Source organism: Streptomyces sp. NPDC054786, from assembly GCF_053611685.1.
Genome location: NZ_JBSHAW010000039.1, coordinates 1 through 22964, shown reverse-complemented (window position 1 = coordinate 22964; position 22964 = coordinate 1). Strand labels below are relative to the sequence as shown.

Annotated in this window: 24 protein-coding genes; 12 read left to right on the top strand and 12 right to left on the bottom strand. The window is 69.9% G+C overall.

What is annotated here, in order from left to right:
* Positions 1 to 108 precede the first annotated feature (108 nt).
* Positions 109 to 1725 carry a protein kinase domain-containing protein gene (locus ACWGI6_RS28850; RefSeq protein ID WP_453270223.1) on the top strand — a complete coding sequence of 539 codons (1617 nt, stop codon included), beginning with the start codon at positions 109 to 111 and terminating at the stop codon, positions 1723 to 1725.
* Between the two features lie 294 nt (positions 1726 to 2019).
* Here the strand turns inward: ACWGI6_RS28850 and ACWGI6_RS28845 are convergent, their stop codons facing one another.
* Together ACWGI6_RS28845 and ACWGI6_RS28840 are read right to left on the bottom strand one after the other, a co-directional pair.
* On the bottom strand, positions 2020 to 2949 hold the full coding sequence (locus tag ACWGI6_RS28845; RefSeq protein ID WP_453270222.1) for an SCO2400 family protein: 930 nt from the start codon (positions 2947 to 2949) through the stop codon (positions 2020 to 2022).
* A gap of 471 nt (positions 2950 to 3420) precedes the next feature.
* Complete coding sequence (locus ACWGI6_RS28840) at positions 3421 to 3651, bottom strand: type A2 lantipeptide (RefSeq protein WP_453270221.1); 231 nt, start codon at positions 3649 to 3651, stop codon at positions 3421 to 3423.
* 990 nt (positions 3652 to 4641) lie between these two features.
* On the opposite strand from ACWGI6_RS28840, the gene ACWGI6_RS28835 reads away from it, so the two are divergent.
* Positions 4642 to 4986: a hypothetical protein gene (locus ACWGI6_RS28835; RefSeq protein WP_453270280.1), complete on the top strand. Its 345-nt coding sequence runs from the start codon at positions 4642 to 4644 to the stop codon at positions 4984 to 4986.
* Positions 4987 to 5180: 194 nt separating this feature from the next.
* Here ACWGI6_RS28835 and ACWGI6_RS28830 read toward each other — a convergent pair whose 3' ends face one another.
* The 7 genes from ACWGI6_RS28830 to ACWGI6_RS28800 form a co-directional block, all read right to left on the bottom strand.
* On the bottom strand, positions 5181 to 5627 hold the full coding sequence (locus ACWGI6_RS28830; protein ID WP_453270220.1) for a nuclear transport factor 2 family protein: 447 nt from the start codon (positions 5625 to 5627) through the stop codon (positions 5181 to 5183).
* 368 nt (positions 5628 to 5995) lie between these two features.
* The gene (locus ACWGI6_RS28825) at positions 5996 to 7198 is read right to left on the bottom strand and encodes a hypothetical protein (RefSeq protein ID WP_453270219.1); all 1203 of its coding nucleotides are present in this window, start codon (positions 7196 to 7198) and stop codon (positions 5996 to 5998) included.
* A gap of 888 nt (positions 7199 to 8086) precedes the next feature.
* The gene (locus ACWGI6_RS28820; protein WP_453270218.1) at positions 8087 to 8695 is read right to left on the bottom strand and encodes an SUKH-3 domain-containing protein; all 609 of its coding nucleotides are present in this window, start codon (positions 8693 to 8695) and stop codon (positions 8087 to 8089) included.
* A gap of 6 nt (positions 8696 to 8701) precedes the next feature.
* Positions 8702 to 9091, bottom strand: coding sequence for a YwqJ-related putative deaminase (locus ACWGI6_RS28815; RefSeq protein ID WP_453270217.1), 390 nt, complete (start codon positions 9089 to 9091; stop codon positions 8702 to 8704).
* Positions 9084 to 9560 (bottom strand): SUKH-3 domain-containing protein, encoded by a 477-nt coding sequence (locus tag ACWGI6_RS28810; protein ID WP_453270216.1) that lies wholly within the window; start codon positions 9558 to 9560, stop codon positions 9084 to 9086. The genes ACWGI6_RS28815 and ACWGI6_RS28810 overlap by 8 nt, the downstream gene beginning before the upstream one ends.
* Before the next feature lie 65 nt (positions 9561 to 9625).
* Complete coding sequence (locus ACWGI6_RS28805) at positions 9626 to 9982, bottom strand: YwqJ-related putative deaminase (RefSeq protein ID WP_453270215.1); 357 nt, start codon at positions 9980 to 9982, stop codon at positions 9626 to 9628.
* Positions 9983 to 10127: 145 nt separating this feature from the next.
* Positions 10128 to 10748: a PadR family transcriptional regulator gene (locus ACWGI6_RS28800; protein WP_453270214.1), complete on the bottom strand. Its 621-nt coding sequence runs from the start codon at positions 10746 to 10748 to the stop codon at positions 10128 to 10130.
* A 105-nt stretch (positions 10749 to 10853) separates the two neighbouring features.
* On the opposite strand from ACWGI6_RS28800, the gene ACWGI6_RS28795 reads away from it, so the two are divergent.
* The 3 genes from ACWGI6_RS28795 to ACWGI6_RS28785 all read left to right on the top strand — a co-directional run bounded on the left by ACWGI6_RS28795 (position 10854) and on the right by ACWGI6_RS28785 (position 13729).
* Positions 10854 to 12053, top strand: a complete 1200-nt coding sequence (locus ACWGI6_RS28795) for an FAD-dependent monooxygenase (protein ID WP_453270213.1) — start codon at positions 10854 to 10856, stop codon at positions 12051 to 12053.
* Between the two features lie 52 nt (positions 12054 to 12105).
* Positions 12106 to 12282, top strand: coding sequence for a hypothetical protein (locus ACWGI6_RS28790; RefSeq protein ID WP_453270212.1), 177 nt, complete (start codon positions 12106 to 12108; stop codon positions 12280 to 12282).
* A gap of 385 nt (positions 12283 to 12667) precedes the next feature.
* Positions 12668 to 13729, top strand: coding sequence for a hypothetical protein (locus ACWGI6_RS28785; protein WP_453270211.1), 1062 nt, complete (start codon positions 12668 to 12670; stop codon positions 13727 to 13729).
* A 160-nt stretch (positions 13730 to 13889) separates the two neighbouring features.
* On the opposite strand, the gene ACWGI6_RS28780 is transcribed toward ACWGI6_RS28785, so the two are convergent.
* Complete coding sequence (locus tag ACWGI6_RS28780) at positions 13890 to 14087, bottom strand: hypothetical protein (RefSeq protein ID WP_453270210.1); 198 nt, start codon at positions 14085 to 14087, stop codon at positions 13890 to 13892.
* A gap of 118 nt (positions 14088 to 14205) precedes the next feature.
* On the bottom strand, positions 14206 to 14928 hold the full coding sequence (locus tag ACWGI6_RS28775) for a helix-turn-helix transcriptional regulator (protein WP_453270209.1): 723 nt from the start codon (positions 14926 to 14928) through the stop codon (positions 14206 to 14208).
* A 133-nt stretch (positions 14929 to 15061) separates the two neighbouring features.
* On the opposite strand from ACWGI6_RS28775, the gene ACWGI6_RS28770 reads away from it, so the two are divergent.
* The 6 genes from ACWGI6_RS28770 to ACWGI6_RS28745 all read left to right on the top strand — a co-directional run bounded on the left by ACWGI6_RS28770 (position 15062) and on the right by ACWGI6_RS28745 (position 19038).
* Positions 15062 to 15598, top strand: a complete 537-nt coding sequence (locus ACWGI6_RS28770; protein WP_453270208.1) for a DUF2231 domain-containing protein — start codon at positions 15062 to 15064, stop codon at positions 15596 to 15598.
* A 70-nt stretch (positions 15599 to 15668) separates the two neighbouring features.
* Positions 15669 to 16097 carry a hypothetical protein gene (locus ACWGI6_RS28765; protein ID WP_453270207.1) on the top strand — a complete coding sequence of 143 codons (429 nt, stop codon included), beginning with the start codon at positions 15669 to 15671 and terminating at the stop codon, positions 16095 to 16097.
* 1 nt (position 16098) lies between these two features.
* Positions 16099 to 16749 carry a GTP cyclohydrolase I FolE gene (gene folE / locus ACWGI6_RS28760; RefSeq protein ID WP_453270206.1) on the top strand — a complete coding sequence of 217 codons (651 nt, stop codon included), beginning with the start codon at positions 16099 to 16101 and terminating at the stop codon, positions 16747 to 16749.
* A 113-nt stretch (positions 16750 to 16862) separates the two neighbouring features.
* Positions 16863 to 17030 (top strand): hypothetical protein, encoded by a 168-nt coding sequence (locus ACWGI6_RS28755; RefSeq protein ID WP_453270205.1) that lies wholly within the window; start codon positions 16863 to 16865, stop codon positions 17028 to 17030.
* Positions 17031 to 17528: 498 nt separating this feature from the next.
* Positions 17529 to 18308: a LamG domain-containing protein gene (locus tag ACWGI6_RS28750; RefSeq protein ID WP_453270204.1), complete on the top strand. Its 780-nt coding sequence runs from the start codon at positions 17529 to 17531 to the stop codon at positions 18306 to 18308.
* A gap of 145 nt (positions 18309 to 18453) precedes the next feature.
* Positions 18454 to 19038: a sigma-70 family RNA polymerase sigma factor gene (locus ACWGI6_RS28745; RefSeq protein ID WP_453270203.1), complete on the top strand. Its 585-nt coding sequence runs from the start codon at positions 18454 to 18456 to the stop codon at positions 19036 to 19038.
* A 3-nt stretch (positions 19039 to 19041) separates the two neighbouring features.
* On the opposite strand, the gene ACWGI6_RS28740 is transcribed toward ACWGI6_RS28745, so the two are convergent.
* Positions 19042 to 19983 carry a hypothetical protein gene (locus ACWGI6_RS28740; protein WP_453270202.1) on the bottom strand — a complete coding sequence of 314 codons (942 nt, stop codon included), beginning with the start codon at positions 19981 to 19983 and terminating at the stop codon, positions 19042 to 19044.
* A gap of 260 nt (positions 19984 to 20243) precedes the next feature.
* On the opposite strand from ACWGI6_RS28740, the gene ACWGI6_RS28735 reads away from it, so the two are divergent.
* Positions 20244 to 22964: FtsK/SpoIIIE domain-containing protein (locus ACWGI6_RS28735; protein ID WP_453270279.1), on the top strand; the 2721-nt coding region annotated here is incomplete at its 3' end.

The window sequence follows — 22964 nt, the reverse complement described above, 5'->3', positions numbered from 1 at the left end:
GGCGGCGGCAGCCATGGGCCGGTGGCAGCCGCACCCGGAGGAACCCGCTCGCTCTCCGCTACGTCTTTCCGCGTACGTGTTGGCGTTGACGGTCCCTGGAGGAACCCGGTGGAGCACAGGATTTTGGGCCGGCGGTACGAGCTGGTGGAGCAGCTCGGGCACGGCGGGATGGGAACGGTCTACCGGGCGGTCGACCACCGGTTGCGCCGTACCGTCGCCGTGAAGACCCTCTCCGCCGAGCTGGCGTTGCAGCCCGAGTTCCTCACGCGCTTCCAGCGGGAGGCGCACGCCGCCGCCGCGCTCAACCACCCCGGTGTGGCCACCGTTCATGACGTGGGTGAGGACGCCGGCGGCGGTGCGGCCGAGCCGTATCTGGTCATGGAGTACGTGGCAGGCAGAACCCTCAGCCACGTCCTCAAGGACGGCTCGCTGCCGGTGGCGCAGGCGGTCGACATCGTTGGCCAGGTGCTGGACGCCCTGGAGCACAGCCACCGGCACGCCATCGTGCACCGGGACATCAAACCCGCGAACGTGATGCTCACCGGTACGGGCAAGGTCAAGGTCGTCGACTTCGGCATCGCCAAGGCGCTCAGTGAGGTGGCCACCCGGCTGACCGGCACGGGCGTGGCGGTCGGCACCCCCGCCTATCTGGCCCCGGAGCAGATCAACGGCGGTGAGACCGACCACCGCACGGACCTCTACGCCGTGGGCTGTCTGCTCTACGAGCTGCTGACGGGCCGCCCCCCGTACACCGGAGATTCACCGTTCTCGGTCATGCACCAGCATCTGGCCGCGGAACCGGTGCCCCCCTCGCAGCTCCGCCCGGAGCTGCCGCCCGCCGTCGACGCGGTGATCGTCAGGGCGCTGCACAAAGGCCGGCAGGACCGCTTCCCGCATGCGTCCGCGATGCACGAGGCACTCGACGAGGCCGCCCGGACCACCACGGCGCCTCCCCCCGTCCGCAGCCCCACCGCGCTCGACCCCGCCGCCGGGCAGCCCGCCTCCGCGGCGGGCAACTCCCCCGCGGTCGGCGTCTCCGCCCCGGCACCGGACGCCTCCCGTGCGTCCGCCGGAAGCGGACCGGAGGCACCACGGCCCACCCGCCGGAGGCCGGCGAAGGTGGTGTTCCGCCCGACGGCCGAAGGCGCGGTCGCCCTGCTCGGCTGCTTCCTGTCCCTGGTGATATCCCGGACCGACATGGTCGAGGCCGGCCAGTTCTCCCGGGTCGCGCTGCTCGCCGCCGTCGCCGGAGCGGTGCTGCTGCTCTGGTCGGCGCGGCTCGCCTGCGCGGTGGCCTGGGGCCCGGTGGCCGAGGCCGTGGCCACGTGGTCCGAGCTCGCCCGCGGCAACGTTGGCTGGGAAACGCACTACGTCATCATCGGCCTGGTCCTGGGCATCGTCGCCGCACTCTGCCTGGCCGCCGGATACCGGGACGAAAGCACCGGCGGATTCGCCCTCGTGGCGTTCTGGTTCACCGCCCTGGCCTCCGTCTGGTTCTTCCTCGACGACCTCCGCAAGATCGGCGTCTTCTACGTCCTGCTCCTGGGCGTCACACTCGCCATCGGCGCCCAGGTACTCAAGTCGCGCACCCGGCCGCCGTCGGCCGGACACCTCGCCGATCCCCACACCGGGGCCGCCGGTGCCGGCGCGCCGAAGCCTCCGGAGGACCTGCCCACCGGCCTCCGACGGGCACGAAAGGCAGCAGACCAGCACGCGGTCCGGTAAAGGGAGTTGCTGCGGTGGCCAGGCCACCGTCCGACCGCGGCACATGCACCGGTACCGGCCCTGCTCGCCGGTGCCCCGCACCGTGCCGAAGCCTTCACCGAGCCCGGCTGCCGCGCGCTGCGCGAGGAGCGGGGAAAGCGCGGCGCGGCGTCCTCGTGCGCGACGAGAACGAGCGGCAGCAGCGGCCCACGACCCGGCGTGCGAGGACCGGGCGCCCTTCAGAAGCGGCGAAGAGGCGCGGTGCGATTCCTCGGCGCGGGCGGACACCGGCGTGCGAGGCCGGCCGTGGAGCCGTCAGTTGACGCAGACAAGTCCCAGCAGACACACATGCGACGGTGATGTCGGCTCGGCCGCCGGCGTCGTCGGGGTGCTCGGCGGTGCGGTCGACGTGGTCGGCGCAGGGTCCACCGGGGACGTGCTCGTGCCGCCCGAGTGCCCGCTGGGAGCGGGGGCGCTCGTCGTCGACGGTGCCGCGACACCGGTGTGGCCGGCGTGCGTCTTCCTGGACGAGCTGGGCGTGCTGCTGTGCTGTGTCGTGCCCGGGGACGAGAGGGGGTGCGCCGGGGTGACGGAGCGCTGCTGCCGGGGCGTTGTGGCCGCGGACGGCGTGGCGGCGGCGGTGTCCGGCCGAACGGCCGTCTTGTGCGGGCGGGCGTCGGGGTGCCGTGAAGCCTCGGTGTCCGGCTGCTCCGACGACGAGGCGGCGGTCTCCGTCCGGGGTGTGCCCACGCTTCCCGGCTCGGGCGACGAGGCCGCCTGCGCATGGCCGGCGGACGGCTTGTTCTGCAGCAGGGACACGGTCAGGCCACCGCCGACAAGGGCAAACGCCGTAGCGGCCGCGGCCCGACGCCGATGCTTCTTCCACCGTGCCAGCTGCCGACGGCGAGCCGCCCGGCCCTGCCCGGTACCGGCGGCGACCCCGGCGGCCTCGGACGAACCGTCGTCCGCAGCATCCGCCCACGCGCCCTCCGCAGCCGCACCGCTGCCGAACTGCGCGGCGCCGGACGGCTGAGCGTCGTGATGCCGAGCCCCGTGATGCTGAGGGCCCTGAGGGAACTCCAGGGCAGCGGCTTCCTCCGCACGCCACGCGTCCCACGCCGCGGCAGCGGTCGTCGCAGCGTTCCGGCGGTGGGCAGGCGGGGCTATGTCGGGGGCGTAATCTCCACATCCCGGACACACGAGTGCCCCATTGAGACTTCGGCGGCACGACGAGCAGTAGTCCATCTGCGATCTTTCTGTGCTGACTGCGCCGCCAAGGACGCCGGCGATTTGATCAAGTTCGCACGCGGGATCGAGCGGGCTGTAACGCTAACGGCACCCGTCGAGGGCAACGCGAAGACCATGTGACGCTTCGGTGCAGATTCCTCACCGGCCGCCCTCGATATGCCGGACATCCGCCGACGAATCCCTCGATGGACTGCTGGACAGCCACTCGCCGCGGGCACTCCGCCGTGATCACAGCCTCGGGAGGGCGGGTACCGGCGCGGCTCGGGCTCGGCACCCGAGCCCGCCCACGTCCTCACCGACCGACGCGACGCACAGACAGCTCCGGACGAGGTGCCGTGCCGAGGCGGGCAACGGGGGAAAGGCCATGGGCCCCGGAACAGCAGCGCCGGGGCCCATGGCAGCCCTACCGGAAGGTGATGGACCGGTAGGGCGGGTGATGCGGACCAGGTGGTCCTGGTGCGTACTGGCTCAGGCGCCGAGGCCGCCGGAGAAGCCTGCGTGGCCGGAGACGGGGCCGGCCTGGGCGCTCAGGCCACCCGCAACCGAGCCGCCCAGAGAGGGCAGGGCGGGCAGGCCGGGCAGCGCGGACGCTGCACCGCTCGTGAGGTTCTCGGTGCCGAGAATTCCGCCGGAGATGTTGTCCAGGTCGCTGTCGGCGATCTCGAGGGTGTCGTTCTGGGGCATGGCGTCCTTACGCATGACGGGCCCTTCCCTTTCGTTTTTTGGCGATTTCTGAGCCGTATCGAGCGACCCGGCGGCAAGTTGATCCCACCGGATTGATGGCCGTCCGACACCCGGAAGTGGATGCGAAACTTCCGATTGACGCGGATCAAACCATGTCTACGGCAGCGCAGCCACCCCGATCCGTCCGAAATTTCTGCAGACGTTTGGGTATTGCGGCATGTCGGCAAGCGGGATTTTCGACCGGACGGTGACAACTCCTTCACGTATCTTTCGGCAGCCGGGGCTTGTGGAGGGGGCCGATGTGGTCGCCCGAAGGGCATATCAACCCCTGAAGGCGGCGTACGTCCGGCAAAAATGCGAGTCGCCAAGGAGAGTGTGCCCTTTCTGTGTGGAGAATGCGCAGAGTTGCCGGGCCTCCACTCCATGGGAATGTGTCGCGGTATTTCGGGTTCACCTGATGTGCCATGTTCGGAGGTGCTCCCTTTCGGGTTGCGCCGTTCACGGTGATTTCGCCACCCGCAGTCCTGCCGACGCCCACGCCCGTACCGTGGCCCTCCCGCGCCGGCGGGCGACGCCCCAAGCACCGCCGCCCGCACCTTCGTTCACCTCGCCGACGACCCCGTCCGCGCGGTTACGAGCCCACCGGCTGGAGCCGTGCCGACGGCGCCCTCGACGCCGAAGGCGAGGGCAGCGGGACGGCACCGTTCTCCAGCGGGGCAGCGGTAGCTCGGGGATCTCCGCCACGGATGATCAATCGCCGCACACCCGGCCCGAACGAATCGCGGGATTATGGGCGGAGCCCACATCGGATGTATTGCGGCGGCCGGGTAACGCAACACCACCCTTCCGGCGCAGAACTGCATACGGGCGCGCCGAGCGACCCGTATGCGGCCATGGCGGTAATGCCCCGGGGGAGGAGGAAACGGAAATGCCGGGCCGTGTCTCCCCTTGCCGTCAAGGCCTCGTACGCGTCAGATTGGGAATCCAGTGAGCAACACCGAACCCATGCCGGGAAATCAGCCATACGACCCTTCCCAGGGCGGCCCACGCCGCTATGAGCGCAACCGGGACGGCTCCGCCGCAAGGCGGACAGCCCTGATCATTCACACGATCGCCGACATCGCCGCCGTTTTCCTGGGCCTGTGGATCCTGCTCTACCTGCTCGAAGCCAATCGGGCCAATGTATTCGTCGGGTTTGTGCAGGGTGTGGCGGACTTGCTGGCCTGGTGGTCACAGGACATCTTCACCATGGATACCGAAGGCCTTCGCGTCTTCCTCAACTATGGCCTCCCGGCCGTGATCTATCTGCTCGCCGGGCACGGCATAGCCGCACGGATGCGCCGCCTCTGACCGCGTTGCCCCAGCCCCGGCCCGCGAGGAAACAGCGACGGTTCGGCAGGCACGGAACCCGGATCCCTTCACTTGCCCAGCCGCCACCGAACGCGGCCGGCGCAAACAACCGCCCCCGCATCCGGTTCCGCGCACGGGACACGGCGGGGTAACGAGCCGCTGTCGGACGAGGCGCTCGACGGCCCGGCCGGGCTTCAGGCGGTCGGTCTCGGCGCAAAGCGGCGGGCGCCCGTGATCGACCACACCTCGGCAACACGACCACCGCCGAGGGCGAGCACGTCGATGCCGCTCCTGGTGACCACGGCCCCCTCGACGTCCGGAACATCGACAGTCCACCGGGCGACGACGTATCCGGTCCCGCTCTCCACGACGGGGGTGCCGTCGACGGCGTAGCGCAGGCCGGGGGCGGGGAAGCGGTCCCGGAACGCGGCGATGAAGAGGGCGAATTCGTCGGGTCCGCGGAAGGCATCGGTGTCGGTGTCGGTGCCGGCGGAGGGAGCGCCTCCGAAGTGGATGCGGAAACCGGGGGTGAGGATCTGCGCGGCAAGCGCCAGTTCGCCGTTCCAGAGCGCCGTCCACCGGTCGAACAGGGCGCGGGCGTCCTCGCGGGTCGGATCGGTCGCCGGGACGTGCATGGTCATGCGGATGCCTTTCCACCGGGGCCGGTTGGCCCTCCACTTACTGTGGACACTGCCCTCCGACGCTCCCGCGACACCGCCCCGTCGGTGGTCAACCGGACCTGACGACCCCGCTCCGCACGGCTTTCCCACGGCCGAGGGCATCCGGTTCCGCGAGGCCGAACGGCCGCGGCGGCGCGATCTCGTCGAGCCGGCATGCCTGTGGGGCCCGGCCGGAACCGCGGACGGCATCCCGCAGCCTGCACCGTGCGATCAAGCACCACCGCTCTGCTGGTTCGGCCTGCTGGGACGGGGGTTGGTGTGGTCCGTGGGTACGGTGCTCGACCGCTGTTGTCCGCTGCGGGCGGGGATCTTTGCCCCTCCCGGTGCCGTCAGCCGCGTCCGGTGAACTGTTGCCCGACCCCGAGTGCGCGCAGGCCGGCGAGGACCTGGGGGTCCTGGGCGTCGAGCCAGTCGCAGAGCTGGCGGAAGGAGACCATCCGGACGTCCTTGTGTTTGTCGTCGGCGATGTGCTTGATCGCCTCCTCGACGGCGTCCATGTAGATGCCGCCGTTCCACTGCTCGAAGTGGTTGCCGACGAACAGGGGGGCGCGGTTCGTCTCGTACGCCCGCTGGAAGCCGGCGACATAGGAGTCGGTGGCCTGCTTGCGCCAGCCCGGGTAGTTGGCCGGCGGACCCTTGGTGGAGTTCTTCGACTGGTTGTACAACATGTTGTAGTCCATCGAGAGGACCCCGGAGGAGAGCCCGGCGAACGGTATCGACTGGAGCGGGAAGTCCCAGATGCCCTGCTTCTTGGTGGGCCAGGCCTGGAGGCCGCCGGGGGAGCTGGCGTCGTACCGCCAGCCGCGCTTGCGTGCCGTGGGCAGCAGGTTGTCCTGGCCGAGCAGGCACGGCGTACGGGCGCCGACGAGTTCCTTGCCGTAGTCGAACGGCAGCGGTTCGAGGTCGGTGAATCCGGTGTTCGTCCGCCACTTGGTGACGAAGTCCATGGCCTGCTCTATCTCGGAGTCCCACTGGGCGGGGGTCCAGTGGGCGACCGAGCCGCTGCCGGTTCCGCAGAAGTGGCCGTTGAAGTGGGTGCCTATCTCGTGGCCCTCCAGCCACGCGGCGCGCACGTTCTTCAGCGTCTCCTTGATGTGGGCATCGGTGAGGTAGGGGATATCGGAGGCGCCGACGGGGTTGTTCGGCGGGCGGTACAGGCGCTTCTTCGATTCGGGCAGCAGATACAGCCCGGAAAGGAAGAAGGTCATCGAGGCATTGTGGTCCTTGGCGAGCTTGCGGAACCGCGGGAAGAGGCCGTTGCCCACTTCGCCTGCCCCGTCCCAGGAGAAGACGACGAACTGCGGTGGCTTCTGGCCCGGCTTCAGCTTCTCCGGTGCGGGCGGCTGGTTGGGCTGCTTTCCGGTGTACGCGGTCGAGCCGTCGCCTATCGGCTTGCTCTGCGCCGTCTTTCCGGGAGTGGTTCCGACCTTGCCGGAGGCCGACGACCCGGAGGTTGAGCAGCCGGCGACGGACAGCGCGGCCGCCGCTCCTACCCCGAGTCCAAATATGCCCCGTCGGCTGAATTCACGCATCACGATACCCATCGCATTCGTTCGAAGTTCTGGTATGGGGGACGGCCGGAGAAGTGGGACGTCCAGAAAGACGGGGAGGCGGATGCCGAGGTTCCGATTCGACCCCGAGAAGGAGAATTATCAACGGAGCGTCGCGGGCGCATTATTCTCCGAAGCCATGGGAAGCGCTCCGGCCCGGCACTCCGCAGCGAACTAGGCGATGGTCAACTTCAAAAAGGAGAAGGTGAACCCTTGCGCTGCCCCGCTGCCGCTCACGGGGCTGTCAACGGTCACCCCTACCGTCAGGAGCGGACCCCGTGGGCCCCGCCCCTTTTCTGTCTTCGCGGCCTGCCCGGCGTGACCGTCGTGGTCCGGTGTCATGTTCTGCATGTCGTGCTCCCCCGATCGATGGGCGCGGCAGAGAGCTGAAAGCCTCAGCGGCCCTCACCCAACGCCCTTGGATGCACATGACTCTCACGGAGATCGCTAGCGCACCGGTAACGCCTCACTAACAACCGTTGCAGTACACCCCTGCGTTGTGGACGCAGCCGAACAGCACGGCGGGGACGGCGGGGACGACGGGACTGCTCACGGGCGGTTCTCCCTTGGCGGGGCGGCCAGTTCGGAGGCCGGGGGCCGCGGGCACACCACGGAGCGCCGGAGCCGTCTCCCCATCCCCGCTCGTAGATGGGCCATCTCTATGACCAGCCACGCGCTCAGCTGTCGGAACAGCTGGCCGCGTTGATCGTTCACTGTGCTTCGTGGCTGTGTGATGGCACCCATCGGATCACGGAGGCGGGTCTTGCGGCTGCCAACTCGGTTCAGCGGTCAGCGTGTAGGGCGCACGAAGCGCACGAGGCCCCAAAATGGTCCAGACAGCAATCAAGACTCACGACCCTGGGGGGACCGCTAACCGAAAACGATCTGAATGTCCGTGTGAGCGTGAGGGGCGGTCGGCGGCACCTCGATCCCGGCAGGCTCGCTGTCCTGGTTCAGATCTGGTTCGGAGCAGCCGCCTTCTCTCCATGTCCCATCCTCGCGTACGTGGGCGGGACGGCGGCCTTCGATGAGCACGGTGAGCCCTTCGAGCACCGAGTTTCCGAGGAACCACCAGCCGCCATGGTTGACGAGGAAAAGCTTGTTCCGCTCGTCCACGGCGATCAGGGACTCCTCACCATGAGAGCCGAAGGGGAAGAGCAGATTGCCGATGCGCTCCGCGAACCGACGCATTGCGGTCAGTGCATGACGACCCTCGCGAGGGTCGATGACTATGCCATGAAGCGCAACTTCCATGCCGGGACCGTGGAGGAGCGCCTCCACCCCGTGAAACTCGCGCAAAGCGCTCTCAGCCGCCGGGAAGAGTTTCCAGCTTGCCTGCTCATCGCGGCCGACCGTACTGACAGTTTCCAAGATGGCCATGAGGGCGGACGAGCCGCAGTCTCGCCCAGCAGCCCATCCCGCGCGAGTCAAGACCTCGACCGCGCTGCGCACCACCGGCTCTGGAGATGTAGTTTCCATGTGATTTCACGGCCCGATGAATCGGATGTTCAGCCTGTCGAGAAGGGCTCGACAGGCGCCACACGGCTCTGTGGGCTGCCCATGGCTGGGATCTCCGTGATCGCGGATCTTTTTCGAAACCATGGCCGCACCCGCAAAGTGTGGAGCGGCTTCGTCAAGGGAAATCTGGTGCTGTCCTGCCTGTTCGGATTCCAGTGCCCAAAGTTGGTCGGAAACGAGCGCCGACTCCGCGCAGTATCCGGCAAATGGTTCACGCTGTTCGACCGGGAGCCGGTGGAAGAACTCAAGCACCGCTGGATGGAGGTTCGGCTCGCCATCACCGGTCAAGTTGGTATGACTGAAGATCTTGCCATGAACGAGCAGGGAAGAGGCAGTGCCAGGGACAATGCTAGACAAGGTAATCCTCCACTGGCTGCAGGCCTCCCACGTACAGGGCGGCAATCGCCTCTCTGATTCCAACTCCCATGTAGTAGAACCCGGTGTGGTGAATGTAGAACATCCGGTCCGACGGGTCGATCACGGCGAGCCCCCCTTCAATCTTGTCCCAGCCAACAGGAAATATGGACTGCTGCAGGTCCTCGGAGAGTTCAGTGATCTCTTCGGCTTCATCGGCGCAGAACCTGGCGCACGTATTGAAGTGTTCCGTGCGGCCCGGGTCATAAGGGAATTTTACATCGAGGAACCCGTAGGAGCGCAAGAAGGTCTCCGCGGCAGGAAATAGTGAGACGGCGCAGTCGTGAGCAGCCAGGTCGGAGACCACAAATTGCGTCAACTCGGCCACCCGGTCCGCCTCGTCCCGCCCCGGATCCCATCCCGCTTCAGCCAGAAAATGGTCAATCTCTTCGAGTGTTGTGTCACTTGGCATAGGATTTCCTTCCTTCCGGCGTGATTTCAGCTATCGGTGAGCCCTGACTCCCAGGGCGGGAAGCATTACAGCAACTGGTGAAGTCGGTCGGAAATCAGCGACACTTCCGCGCAGTTTCCATGCCCCGATCCCGGATGTCCGCCCTGAGCCTTGCTGTCATGCTCGATATCGTCGAGCACCTTCTGTACGGCAGGGTGGGCTCGGGGGTGCAGCTGTGGTTCAGGTTTTTCCATCTCCCCCGCATCGATCCGTTTCCTGTCCTGCGGAGTGATGACAGGCTTCCGCCTGATTGCACTCGTATGTGAAGTGACTGTTCCATTGTGCAAGAGGCTGCCTGCACACCCGTCTTTACGGTAATCCTTGCCAGGATCACTTCCCGATAGGCGGCTTCCGCCTGGCCCGACGCCTGCCAGGTGGTGCACGGACCTGAGCCGGCCCGGCCAACACAGAGGCCCAGCCTTGGGGTTGTACCCCTGAGCTGGACCTGAGTCTGTGGAGCGGTTGACGGGAATCGAACCCGGCCGCGCTCTGAGCCTGGGATCAGGGCGCTTGGCGGCTCCGGCCCCGTCAGGTCGCAGCCGCACCCGATTCGGACGCCTCCTGGAACCGCGCGAGCATCTCCGGGGACCAGGTCAGGCTGCCGTCCCGCAGATCGTCGATCACGCCGTGCAGCCAGCGCTCCTCGGCGTCGAGGACAGCGAGCAGGTACTCGTTCTCGATCAGTGTGATGCGCGGCAGCCCGGTCGGGGCTTCGGCGGACTGGCGCTCCAGGTCTGTGCGCTGGGCGGCGAGTCGCGTCGCCCGCCGTTCCAGGATCGGCGCCACCTCGTCCGGGTCGAGCATCAGCATGTTCGAGAGCGCCGCCGGGAACAGCGGGAACTCCGACTTGGGTACCGCCAGCATCTGCTCCAGCCACTCGCGGGTGGCCGCCCGGCCCTCGTCGGTGACCTCATAGACGGTCCGCTCGGGGTACTGCTGGTCGCGCTCGGTCTGCCGGACAGCGATCAGGCCGCCCGCCTGCAGCCGCTCGATGGTGCGGTACAGCCCGGCCCGTTGGCCGACGTTGACGACCTGCTCCTTGCCCCACTGCTTGAGCAGTCGCTGGATGCCGTAGGGGTGCAGCGGCCGGTGGTGCAGCAGCGTCAGCACGGTCAGGCCGAGCGGCGAACTCTTTACGGAGGCGGACATACCGGCATCGTAGTCATGGGGAAATTAGTTGCATGGAGACTAGTTGCTTTGCAACTATGGACTCAGCGCTCAAACGGCGCATCCGCATGACCCATGGGAGGGGTTATGAGCGACAACGACGGCCGCGGCTCCGGCGTACGGACGGCACTGGTCATCGGGGGCGGTGTGGCGGGCCCGGTGACGGCACTTGCACTGCGCAGGGCGGGCATCACGGCGACGGTCTACGAGGCGTACCCCACCGCGGCGGACGGCGTGGGGGCCTGGCTGGGTCTGGCGCCGAACGGTCAGGCGGCGCTGGCGACGGTCGGTGCCGACGCGGCAGTGAAGGCCGCCGGACAGCCGGTGCCCGGAGTGGTGATGGCGGACGGCGCCGGCAATCACCTCGCGGGCTTCGGCGGTTTCCCCGAACTGCCCGCCACGCTGACGCTGCCGCGCGACCAATTGTTCCGGGCGCTCACCGACAGTGCGGTCGCCGCGGGCGTCCGGTTCGCGTACGGCAAGCGGCTGGTCGCTGCCGAGGAAACGCCCGGCGGCGTGACCGCTCACTTCGCCGACAAGACCTCCGCGTCCGCCGACATACTGATCGGCGCCGACGGCATCCGTTCCACCGTCCGCACCGTGATCGATCCGCACTCACCCGTCCCCGAGTACGGCGGTGTACTGAGCTTCGGCGGCTATGCGGCGGTGGGCAGTGCGGACGGGTGCGAACCGGGCACCATGTACTTCGCGTTCGGCCGCGCCTTCATGGGCTACTGGCGGGGCCCGGACGGGCGACTGATCTGGTTCGCCGGACTGCCCACGGACACCCCGCCGAGCCCGGCCGACCTGGCCCGCGTGCCCGCCACCGAGTGGCTGAGCCGGCTGCGTGACCTGTACGCCGGACATGTCCCGGGCGAGCGGCTGCTGCAGCACACCGGCCCCGACGAGCTGATGGTGGTCGGCCGGATGGAGCGCATGCCGCCCGTACCGCACTGGTACCGCGGCCGGATAGTGCTGGTCGGAGACTCGGTGCACGCCCCGTCCTCCAGCTCCGGGCAGGGGGCCTCGCTCGCCATCGAGAGCGCGGTCGAACTGGCCCGCTGCCTGCGCGATCTGCCCACGCCCGGCGAGGCGTTCGCCGCCTACGAGGCCCTGCGCCGCCCGCGCGTGGAAGCGATCGGCCGCAACGCCGCAGCCGTCAACAAGGTCAAAGCCGGCAAGGACGACGCCCCGGGGCCGGCCTTCCCCTCCCCTGAGGACATGTTCCGCCCGCTCCACTTCCATCGGATTGACTGGGAGGAGAAGGTCAGCGCCGGGTCGGTGTGAGATCGCGAATGATCTCAAGGGCACGCACACGCCGGAGCACCATGAAACCAACATGGACACGGCGTGGGGCACCGTCGTTCCCATCGCCGGAGGCGTCGCAGCGAACGACGGCAAGGACGGCTGGGAAGACGTCGACAAGAGCACAAAGGAAGGCCAGTCGGATGCAAAGCAGGGAACCCAGGGCAGAAAGGGAACCGCGACCGACGAGGTCCGAGATGTCTTCGGGTGACGACGCTGTGGCGGGCGCTGCTACCGACGACCGTGTGAGCGCGGCACCCCGCCGGGCTGGAGCATGGTTCGCCGCGCTCGGGTTGGCGGTCGTCGTGCCCGTACTCCCGCTCTGGCTCTTCAGCTCATCCCCTGCCCTGCGGCAGAAGTGGATCCTTGCCGCCTTGGGGTGCGCTCTCTGCTGCCTTGTGGCCATTGCGCTGTATCAGCGCACGGCGGGCGGACGGCGGCGGTTCCACACGGTCGCCGTCGCCGAGTTCTCGGGAGCCACCGCAGCGGACGGAGCGCCCGCGTCGGGGCCGGCGACGATGCCCCGTGGGCTCCCCTCTCGACGGGGAATGCAGTGGCGTGCGCTGGGGTGGTATGTCGGTGCCTCCACAGTGCTGGTGAGCCTGATCGCGCTTGCGGCGGGCACGCCCCAGCGGCCGGAACTGATGCAGCGTATTCATGACGCCGGGGCGGAATTCGCGAACGTCCGGGTCGAGAAGGTCAGCGACGTCCAGCTCCACGATCCGAGCAAGGGCAAGGATTACTACACCTCGACCGCAGTCGTCCGGCTTGCCCAAGGGCCAACCGGCGCACCGGTGAAGGCAACCGTGCACACGAACTCCCCCAACCGACTGGCCCCCGGGAGCCGGGTCGCCGTGCTCTATGCCCCTGGGCAACCCCACCTGGGCGCCATCGCGGGAGACGAGCGCACTCTCGGTCATGCACTGCAAGGCGACACGATGTCGACCACAGGCACCTGGATCTTCATGAGCGTCTGGATCCTCGGTATGGGCCTCTCCGTGGCTGCCGTATCAGTTCGCTATGGCTTCCGTTCCTTTTCCCGACTGGGCCACGCGGACAAGGCCGTACGAGCGGTATGCCTGGGGCCCGGCTTCTGGCGGCAAGGCTCCAGCAAGGAGCGGTGCCTGAGGATGGTCAGTCCGTCATCCCGGACCGCACACTTCCTTGTCAACGTCACGGAACGTGAACTCCCTGACTCCCTGAACGGCCAGCATCTCTGGCTCTGCTGGGACGCCCACCGCGGAACCGGCGGCAAGCGTTTCTCGCCGAGCAGCACTCCGGCGGCGTTGGTTTCTGACGATGGCTGGGTGATGCACGGCATGCTCAAGGCCGGGGACGCGAAGCTGCTGGCCGCCGAGGGCATTTCCGTGGAAAAGGCTGACGTGGAAACTGCCGGTCCGGAAAAGGCCGCGGACGAAGGACGAGGGACAAGGGCCCTCCGGCTCTGGGATCCACGCTCCGCCTGGCCACTCTTCGTGCCCCCCTTGGCGCTCACGCTCTCTGTGCTGCTCATCTCATGCGGAGTGCTGCTGACATGTGACATTCCCAGCCTCTGGCGCTGGGTGACCGGGATCGGCGGCGTTGTCGCCGGATTCGCCCTCGCCTATTTCTTTACGGTGCACGAATCGCTGCTGTCGCCCGAAAAAAACGCGGGCTGAGGCCTGGCCCCGGCGGCAGTCCGCCGGCGGAAGGGCCCGCTCCCGACCAGACGTCGCCGGTGGACGGTCAGGTAGGCCGGCCCGCACGGACCCGGGAACAGCGCCCGGTGCGTCGACTTCGGCAGCCACGCCACGACTCCGGGTTCCAGCGTCTGCGCCCCTACGGGTTGTCGAGCTGTCCGTCGCCGTCGACCACGACCAGCAACACGTCCACTTCGGGTTCGACGTGGCCGGTCACACACGCGCCCGCGGGCAGCCTCACCAGGTTGTCGTCGAGCTGCCGGATTCTTTGCGCCGGCCGCCACAGCGGGCCGCTCTGCTCCTCGGGTGCAGCGGCGATGCACGTGTCGAGAGCCACCAGTACCTGGGACGTCTCCTGTGCAGACGACGAGGCCTCCTGGGGGTGAGTGACTGACGGCCGCTTCGATCGCGTCGCCTCGGCCCGAGGGGATGGCATCCCCCGTTGCGGTCAGGCTTCAGCCCTTGGCGGGGCCGAGCTGGACGCAGCATTCCCCGGGGCGGGGTGCCAGTACGGCCTCTACGCCGCTGACCTCCAGGCCCTGAAGGTAGCCCGCGATGAAGGCGTGGTTCATGCCGCACACCAGGTCCGGGGCTTTGGCCGCCAGGGGGTGGAAGGGGCAGTTGCGGAGCCGGAGTTGGGTGGGGGTTTCGCGGACCGGCTCGAAGCCGTGCTGGTCGAGCATCCGCTCGCAGACGCTGAGGCCGCGTTCTGCGCCGAGCCGGCCGGGGCGGGTGTGCTCCCGCTCGGTCTCCCCCAGTTCCCGGCCGCGCCGACCGGCCGTACGCACCGCGGCGTGGGTGGCGGTCTCCCCCTCGTCCTCGGTCACGACGGCCTCCAGCAGAAGGTCGGCCAGCAGCTCGTGGCGGCGGTCGGGGATGCTGACGCGGATTTCGCTGTCGGTGGGTTCGTAGACCTTGGGCTGGCGGCCGACCTTCCGGATGCCGCCGGGTGACTCGTACCGGGCACGCAGCAGACCGGCATCCACCAGCTTGTCGAGGTGGAAGGCGGCGAGCTTGCGCGAGATGCCCGCGCTGGCGGCTGCCTCGTCCCGGGTCACGGGGCGGCGTTGACGTCGGATGAACGCGAACATCTGCCGCCGGGAGTCCTCGCCGAGGACGCTGACGGACTCGATCGCGGCGTCACCGGTGGGAGGCTGCGGCGTTGCATCGGAGGTCACCTCTTCACGGTAACGCGTACACCGATAGGTGCAACCAGTGAATCTTCGTGCGGCATGTGCGACTGGCTGGGCCTCTTGACGCCTCCCTTGAATAAGACCAATATTTATTGGTGAAACTAAGGTGGTGGTCGGCATGGTGGATCCGTCGTATGAAGGGGCCAAGCGGCCGGTGAGTGCCGCGCTGGCCGGCCCGTACGGGCATCCGTTCCATCCGATCCTGGTCACCGTCCCGATCGGGGCCTGGGTGGGCAGCTTGGTCTTCGATGTCGCCTCTCCTTTCGTACGTCACCCGGATTTCCTGACCCGGGGAGCGATGTGGCTCATCGCCCTCGGGGTGGTCGGCGCACTGGCCGCGGCGATGGTCGGCTTCCTGGACCTGCTCGCGATCCCGCCGGGGACCCGGGCGTTCCGCGTCGGTCTTGTGCACATGGCGCTGAACCTGCTGGTGACCGCCGCCTACGCAGGGAACTTCCTGTGGCGGCACGCGAGCCATGGGCAGCGGGGCGGCGGGATGCTCGCGTTGAACGCCGTGAGCCTCGTGGTGCTGGGCGTCTCCGGATATCTGGGCGGCAAGCTCGCCTACCGCTACGGAGTGCGCGTCGCCGACGAGGCCACCCAGGCCGAGGGCTTTGTGCCCACCCACGACAGTCCGGGCCGGCGGACCGGCTGACCCCTTTCCCGGCGTGGCCGCGCGCAGGCGTGGTCGCGGTGGGTACGCACATCACCAACGAGGAGTCCTCATGGACATCGCCGCACTGATCACTTGGGTGCTCACCGCTCTCGGCGGCTTCTACATGCTCGGTACCTGGCTCTCTCGCGGAGGCGCCAAGGCCGGGAACAGCCGGCTGCCCGTCCCCGTTCTCTTCGGGCACTTCGCACTCGCCGCGGTCGGTCTGGTCGTCTGGATCGTCTACGTGATCGCCGACAAGGACGTACTGGCCTGGACCGCCTTCGGCCTGCTGGTTCCCGTCGCCCTGCTCGGCTTCGTGATGCTGGCCCGGTGGATCCCCGTGTACCGGGCCCGTTCCGCCGCCCCGGCCACCGCGCAGGGGCAAGCCGGGCCCGCCGAGCGGTACTTCCCCGTGCCGGTGGTGGCCGGGCACGGGCTTTTCGCCGTCGTCACCGTCGTCCTGGTGCTGCTCACCGCCCTCGGTATCGGTGGCAGCTGACATGGCCCAGCATCCCCACACCGCCGTGCACCGGGCACCCGACGACCCGGAGATACCGCTGCCCGCCCCGGCCGCGTTGCGCGTCGTCCAGGAAACCGACGGCATCGACCTGGCCGCCGCCGAACGCGCGGCCGGACAGTTCCTGCACGCTCTCGGCATCAGCACCGGAACCGAGAGTCTGCGCGGGACGCCTGGGCGCATGGCCCGCGCCTACGCCGAGCTGTTCAGCCCCCGCCCGTTCGACCTGACCACCTTCCCGAACGACGAGGGCTATGACGAACTCGTCCTGGCCCGCAGCATCCCTGTGCGCTCGGTGTGCGAGCACCATCTACTGCCGTTCGTCGGCATCGCCCACGTCGGCTACCTGCCGGGCCGGCGGATCCTCGGCCTGTCGAAACTGGCCCGCGTCGTCGAGCACTTCGCCTGCCGCCCGCAAGTCCAGGAACGCCTCACCAAACAGGTCGCCGACTGGCTGCAGAGCCAGCTGGAGCCCAAGGGCGTAGGCGTCGTCATCGAGGCCGAACACACCTGCATGACCCTGCGCGGTGTGCAGGCCACCGGCTCCAGCACCCTCACCTCCACCCTCCTGGGAACGCTCCGCAGCGACGCCCGCTCACGCAGTGAGTTCCTGGCCCTGGCCGGCCTCACCTGACACGACCCGTCCTGCCGTAGGAGGCTCCAGAACCGCTGGTGGACACTGCGGGGATGCGGGAGACGCCTGAACCCCGCGCTCCCTTTTCCGGCTGTGGGCGGAGCATGTGCGTCATGCAGAAAGTCGGCGTCATCGACACGCATGCCGGTGTCGATGGCCAGAGCCTGGCACATCGGCTCCTGCAGCACCGCAAGTCGCCGCCAAGGCTCATCGGCCCCGGCCCGGCCTCGAAGGGGCTCAGCCCGTTTCGCCACGAATTCGCGTCGTCCACCGGCGGGTAGAAGAGGAGGGTTGCGCGGTCTTCGTTGTCAGTCATGGGGGAGTCCGTAGTCTCAGGATTCGTAGCGTGTGGTGCCCTTTACGCCGGTCATGGCCACCATGCTCTGCGCCCCCGGCGTGCTCGTCCCGCCTCCGCCGTGCAGGTAGGCATCATCGCCCTGCTGGCGGCAACCCTGGCCACAACCGGCATCCGCAGCCTGACCGCACGGTTCGGGACCAGCTGAACCGGACTCGATGCTGAGGAGATCCGGGTAATGCTCCCGAACACCCCGGAACGCTCGCCGGACGACGGCCCCGCGTCGCCGGAGCATCCCAACGAACCGCGCTGAACTGCTCATACCGTGGTGTCGCCGTATGTTCCGGCGCAGGGCGGCACATTCAGGGGCGCCCACGCCTGCGGTCTCAACGGCCTGTCAGACTTCGGGGGCACGTTGAACCACTTCCGGAACGGACACGTGGTCACCAGTGACACCTGTATGCCGTACGTCCCGGGGAGTTTCATGACGCGCAGATGGTCGCTCATCACCACGATCGCCGCACTGACCGTTGCGCTGGCCTTCGTCGTCGCCCAGTTGGTGCGCGGCCAGGGGGCCGGGGAGTCCGGGAAGGAGCAGGCTGGGGGGACATCGGCCTCGACGGGCCCGGGTGCCGACGCCGGGTCGCTGCGCGGGGTCGGGTGGTGGCCCCTGCACCGGTCCGGCACCGCTAAGGCGGGTGAGCACGACGCCGTCGTCAGTGACGGCGGGCAGTGGACCGACGGCCCCGAGGGCGGCGCCCTGCGGCTGAACGGCACCAGCGGATACGCGGACACCGGCTCCCGGATCGACACCGCCGGCAAGGACTACTCGGTCGCCGCACGGGTGCGGCTCACCCCCGAGGACATGAGCGGCTTCCACACCGTCCTGTCCCAGGACGGCGACCGGATCAGCACGTTCTTCCTCCAGTACTCCGGCCAGGACGAGAACTTCGCGTTCAGTTTCACCGGTGCCCGTACCGTCGCGGAGAAGGCCGAGAAGCCGCAGGCCGGTCGCTGGTACCACCTCACCGGCACGTACAGCCAGCAGGACCACCGGATGCGGATCTACGTGGACGGCCGGCTCGCGGGAAGCAGAGAGGCTTCCAGCACGGTGAAGCCCACCGGCTCTGTGGTGATCGGACGCGGCAAGTTCGACGGGAAGGCGGCCGACCACTGGAAGGGGGGTGTCGCCGATGTGCACCTCTACGACAGGGAACTGACGCCCCGCGAGGTGCGGTCGCTTTCCTCCCGCGAACCGGACTGACGGCGGTTCCGGGGCGGGTGCACCGCCGCCGCCGGCCGGCGGGCACGCCGCACGGAGCGGACGACCGCTCGCGGCGGCGCCCGCCGGCTTCCCCCGCGGCCGTCGGAATCCGTCTCCTCACAGACGACCGGAGAGGAAAAGGCCTTTGTCGGCCAGTGCTTCGACCGAAGACCGCATATCCCGCCCCCGCACCGCGGAACTCCGCCCCGACGAGTTCCTCAGAGCCCTGTACCAGTTTCACGGCAGCGCGTTGCTGCAGTTCGCCGCGCGGCGGCTGGGGGGCGACTGGCACCGCGCCGAGGACGTCCTCCAGGAAGTCGCGATACGCGCCTGGCGTCACGCCGGGGAGCTCGACCCGACCGCGGACTCGGTGCGGCCGTGGCTGTTCACCGTGCTGCGCAACCTCGTCATCGACGGCCACCGGGCCCGCCAGGCCAGACCACCGGAGGCCGGTGACCCGGAACTCGCCCACCTTCCGGTGTCCGACGACGTGGACCACATCCTCACTTCCCAGGTGCTCATCGAGGCGTTGCGGGACCTGCGGCCGCCGCAGCGCGAGGTCCTGCTGCACGTGCACTACCTGGGGCGCAGCGTCAACCAGACGGCCCGGGTCCTCGGCGTGCCGCCGGGCACGGTCAAGTCGCGGACGTACTACGCCGCCCGCGCCCTGCGGGAGGCGCTGCACAGCCGCGGACTGCAGGCGGGCGGCCAGGACCGGGCCGCCGGATGAGACTCATGCGAAACGCCCCGCGTGCCGGGTGATCTCCAGGCCAAGTGGTCCGGTGTCGAGGGATCCGTCCGTACCGGCCCGCCAGGGCCACCCCGCGGGCGCGTCGCCGAGCACCAGCAGCGCGTCCCCGCGCCGCAGGCCGTCCAACGCCCCCTCCCGTCGCGGGAGCTGTGAGGCGTCCACGACGAACAGGTGGGGCGCCTCGCCCTGGACGGCGATCCGGCTGCTGCCCTCGATCAGCCGGAAGATCTGGGTGACGTCGGACGATCCGGTCTCCGGCTGTCCCGGGCCCGCCGAAGTCGCCCTGGCGAACGCCTCCTCCAGGCTGGCCGCGGTGTGCAGACGCGAGGTCCGCGGCGCGTCGCCGGCCAGGAACCCGTCGCCGGCCAGGGATCCCACCAGGGTGACCTCGGCGAGCGCGCCCACCGGGCCGGCGAGCGCCTCGGCGACGACGGCCTGTGCCAGGCTGCGCACCTCCGCGTCCGGGCCCGTCACGGAGACGGGCCCCGCCGCCCGGGAGAGGTCGACCAGCACCCGGTCGGCGCCGTCCAGCCCCACCGTCACCGTCAGCGCGTACGGCAGGGCCGGTTCGCCCTCCGGGCCGGGGCGGTGCAGGTCGTCGGGCGAGATCGTCCAGCGCTCGCCGTCCGCCTCGGCGGTCCAGGGCGCGGGGGCGGCCTCCTCCGGGCCGGCCAGCAGCAGTCCGAGGCGTTCCTCGGAGTAGACGACGGCGTACAGGTCGGGCAGCGACCGGCCGGAGCGCAGGCACGCGCCCGTCAGCCGGCGCAGGCCCGCGTCGACCACGTCCAGCGCCTCCCGCCCCACGACGGCGGCCGAGGCGGCGGCGGGCTTCGGCGGGCGGGGCCGCCGCTCGGTGACGATCAGCGCGGCCACCGCCCCGATCAGCGCCAGCCCCAGCACCATGGCCAGGACGTACCAGATCATCTTCTGACTCCTTGTCGGGACGCCCCGGCGGCGGAGCCGGGACGGTCGAAAGCGGGGGCGGCACCGCGGCAACGTCGCGGTGCATGTACCCGAAGGCCACTACGGAGCCCGCCCGCGGATGGTTCACGGACGGTGGACGGTCGTGCCCGTGAACCATCCGCGGACGGGCGCCGTAGGTCCCGTCAGTGGTACGGGTGCCGCCGAGCAGGGCTCCCGTACCCCCGCATTCACGCCGGCTGGAGGACGTTTTCGTGTCGTTGATGTTGACCGTGGTCGAGGGGGGCGGTGACGCGTTCGACGTCCACCTCGACGCCGACCCCGACACGCCCGTGGGTGCCGTCGCGGAGGCGCTGGCCGGGGCGGGAGGCGTCCACCGGCCGCCGGAGGGCCTCGGCCTGTACGCCGGTGACCGGCTGCTGCCCGCGGACCTGCGGCTGCGGGACTCGCCGCTCCACCACGCGGCCGTCGTGGGCCTGGGCCGCCCGGCGGGCACCTCGTCGGCCGAACCGGCCGGGCTGGTGGAGGTCCGTGCGGTCGGCGGGACCGGGGCGGGCGCGGTGCACCGGCTCGACATCGGCGAGTACCGGATCGGACTGGCGCACGACGGGACCGCCCAGGTGCTGCGCGCCGTACCGGCCCGTCCCTTCGCCGTCCTGACGGTAGGCCCCCAAGGACGCTGCCGCGTGGCGCCCGACGCGTCCGCGCCGGACGGCGGCACCCTGCAACTGGACCGCGAGGACCTCGCCGGGGCCACCGCCTGGCCGGCCGGCGCACAGCTCCTCGTCGACGGCTGCCTGCTCGAACTCGCCCTCCCGCAGACGCCGGACGCGGCCGTGCAGCCGTCGGAGGACGGCACCGGCTGGGACTACAACCGGCCCCCTCGGCTGCGGCCGGCCGAGAACGCCACCCGCTTCACCCTGCCCTCCCCGCCCGCGTCGCCCGCCGCCCGGCCGCTCCCGTGGCTCGCCGCTGCCGCCCCGCTGGTGATGGCGGTGGCCGGGGCGACGATGCTCGGCCGCCCGACGATGCTGCTGTTCGGGCTGCTCTCGCCGGTCGTGATCGTCGGCAACTACCTGATGAGCCGGCGCAACGGACGCCAGTCCCACTCCGGCGAGGTCGCCGCCTACGAGGAGAAGAAGGCGCGCATCGAGGGCGAAGCGGAGCAGGCCCTGGCGGCCGAACGCACCGCCCGGCGCCGTGGCTTCCCGGACCCGGCCGAGGTCGTCCTGACCGCCGTCGGCCCCCGGCACCGCCTGTGGGAGCGCCGCACCTCGGACGCCGACTTCCTGGAACTGCGCATCGGCACCGCCGACCTGCCCTCCGACGTGGTACTCCATGACCCGACCAAGGACGAACACCGTCGCCAGGACCCCTGGACCGCCTACGACGTCCCGGTGACCGTCCCGCTGCGCGAGCACGACGTCCTGGGAATCGCCGGCGAGGGCCCGACCGCACGCGCCGTGGCACGGTGGGCGGTCGCCCAGGCCGCCGTCCTGCACAGCCCCCGTGACCTCCAGATCCACTTGCTGACGACCGGCGAACCGGGCCGGGACGGCTGGTCCTGGCTGCGCTGGCTGCCGCACGTGCGGAAGAAGTCCGGCGACACCCCGGCCAGCATCGGCTACGGCACGGAGACCTGCGCCCGGCGGGTCGCCGAACTGACCGCGCTGATCGCCGAGCGCGCGGGACGGGAGGACCGGCGGAGCCGGACCGCCGGGCCCGACGTGCTCGTCGTCCTCGACGGAGCCCGCAGGCTGCGTTCGCTGCCCGGCGTGGCGCAGATCCTGCGCGACGGACCGTCCGTCGGCGTCCGCGCGGTCTGCCTGGACGCCGAGGAGCGGCTGCTGCCCGAGGAGTGCCACGCCGTCGTCGCCGAGGAGCCCGGCGGAACCGTGCGGGTGGGACGCTCCGGGAGGGGCACCGTCGGGAGTATCCGGCCCGACGTGGTGTCCCTGGACTGGTGCCGTTCGCTGGCCCGCGCGATGGGCGCGCTGCGGGACCCGGGCGGGGCCGACGAGGAAGCCGCGGTGCTCCCCGGTTCCGCGCGGCTGCTCGACGTACTCGCCCTCGACCCGCCGCAGGCCGCCGGCATCCGGGCGCGCTGGACGGCCGGGGGCCGCTCGACCCGGGCGGCCGTCGGCGTCTCCCTGGACGGCCCGTTCTTCCTGGACCTGAAGCGCGACGGCCCGCACGGGCTGGTCGCCGGTACCACCGGCTCCGGCAAGTCCGAACTCCTCCAGACGCTGGTCGCCTCGCTCGCGGTGGCGAACCGTCCGGACGCGATGACGTTCGTCCTCGTCGACTACAAGGGCGGTTCCGCGTTCAAGGACTGTGTGAACCTGCCGCACACCGTCGGCATGGTCACCGACCTCGACGCCCACCTCGTCGAGCGGGCCCTGGTGTCGCTGACGGCGGAGCTCACCCGGCGCGAGCACATCCTCGCCGCGGCCGGCGCCAAGGACATCGAGGACTACGTCGAGCTGCTGGAGCGGAACCCGGCGAGCCACACCCCGATGCCCCGGCTGCTCATCGTCATCGACGAGTTCGCCTCGATGGTGCGCGACCTGCCGGACTTCGTGAAGGGCCTGGTCAACATCGCGCAGCGGGGCCGCAGCCTCGGCATCCACCTGATCCTCGCGACCCAGCGCCCCAGCGGCGTCGTCTCCTCGGAGATCCGCGCCAACACCAACCTGCGCATCGCGCTCCGCGTGACGGACTCCGGCGAGAGCCAGGACGTCATCAACTCCTCCGAGGCCGCCGGGATTTCGCAGGGCACGCCCGGCCGCGCGTACGTACGGCTCGGCCAGAACTCCCTCGTGCCGTTCCAGTCAGGACGGGTCGGCGGCCGCCGGCCGGGCGCCGCGGCGGCCTCGCTGCCGGCGCCCTGGGCGGTGGCGGTCGGCTGGGAGCGGCTCGGCGAGCCGCTGCCGGCGCGGCCGCGCGGCGCGGCCCCGCCCCCCCCGGTGGGGACGGGCCGCACC

What these genes read in the sequence shown, in the direction of transcription:
- ACWGI6_RS28845 (WP_453270222.1), bottom strand. Translation starts at nt 2,949, where the DNA reads ATGGACTACTGCTCGTCGTGCCGCCGAAGTCTCAATGGGGCACTCGTG.
- ACWGI6_RS28840 (WP_453270221.1), bottom strand. Translation starts at nt 3,651, where the DNA reads ATGCGTAAGGACGCCATGCCCCAGAACGACACCCTCGAGATCGCCGAC.
- ACWGI6_RS28835 (WP_453270280.1), top strand. Translation starts at nt 4,642, where the DNA reads ATGCCGGGAAATCAGCCATACGACCCTTCCCAGGGCGGCCCACGCCGC.
- ACWGI6_RS28830 (WP_453270220.1), bottom strand. Translation starts at nt 5,627, where the DNA reads ATGACCATGCACGTCCCGGCGACCGATCCGACCCGCGAGGACGCCCGC.
- ACWGI6_RS28825 (WP_453270219.1), bottom strand. Translation starts at nt 7,198, where the DNA reads ATGCGTGAATTCAGCCGACGGGGCATATTTGGACTCGGGGTAGGAGCG.
- ACWGI6_RS28820 (WP_453270218.1), bottom strand. Translation starts at nt 8,695, where the DNA reads ATGGAAACTACATCTCCAGAGCCGGTGGTGCGCAGCGCGGTCGAGGTC.
- ACWGI6_RS28810 (WP_453270216.1), bottom strand. Translation starts at nt 9,560, where the DNA reads ATGCCAAGTGACACAACACTCGAAGAGATTGACCATTTTCTGGCTGAA.
- ACWGI6_RS28800 (WP_453270214.1), bottom strand. Translation starts at nt 10,748, where the DNA reads ATGTCCGCCTCCGTAAAGAGTTCGCCGCTCGGCCTGACCGTGCTGACG.
- ACWGI6_RS28795 (WP_453270213.1), top strand. Translation starts at nt 10,854, where the DNA reads ATGAGCGACAACGACGGCCGCGGCTCCGGCGTACGGACGGCACTGGTC.
- ACWGI6_RS28790 (WP_453270212.1), top strand. Translation starts at nt 12,106, where the DNA reads ATGGACACGGCGTGGGGCACCGTCGTTCCCATCGCCGGAGGCGTCGCA.
- ACWGI6_RS28770 (WP_453270208.1), top strand. Translation starts at nt 15,062, where the DNA reads ATGGTGGATCCGTCGTATGAAGGGGCCAAGCGGCCGGTGAGTGCCGCG.
- ACWGI6_RS28765 (WP_453270207.1), top strand. Translation starts at nt 15,669, where the DNA reads ATGGACATCGCCGCACTGATCACTTGGGTGCTCACCGCTCTCGGCGGC.
- folE (WP_453270206.1), top strand. Translation starts at nt 16,099, where the DNA reads ATGGCCCAGCATCCCCACACCGCCGTGCACCGGGCACCCGACGACCCG.
- ACWGI6_RS28755 (WP_453270205.1), top strand. Translation starts at nt 16,863, where the DNA reads ATGCAGAAAGTCGGCGTCATCGACACGCATGCCGGTGTCGATGGCCAG.
- ACWGI6_RS28750 (WP_453270204.1), top strand. Translation starts at nt 17,529, where the DNA reads ATGACGCGCAGATGGTCGCTCATCACCACGATCGCCGCACTGACCGTT.
- ACWGI6_RS28740 (WP_453270202.1), bottom strand. Translation starts at nt 19,983, where the DNA reads ATGATCTGGTACGTCCTGGCCATGGTGCTGGGGCTGGCGCTGATCGGG.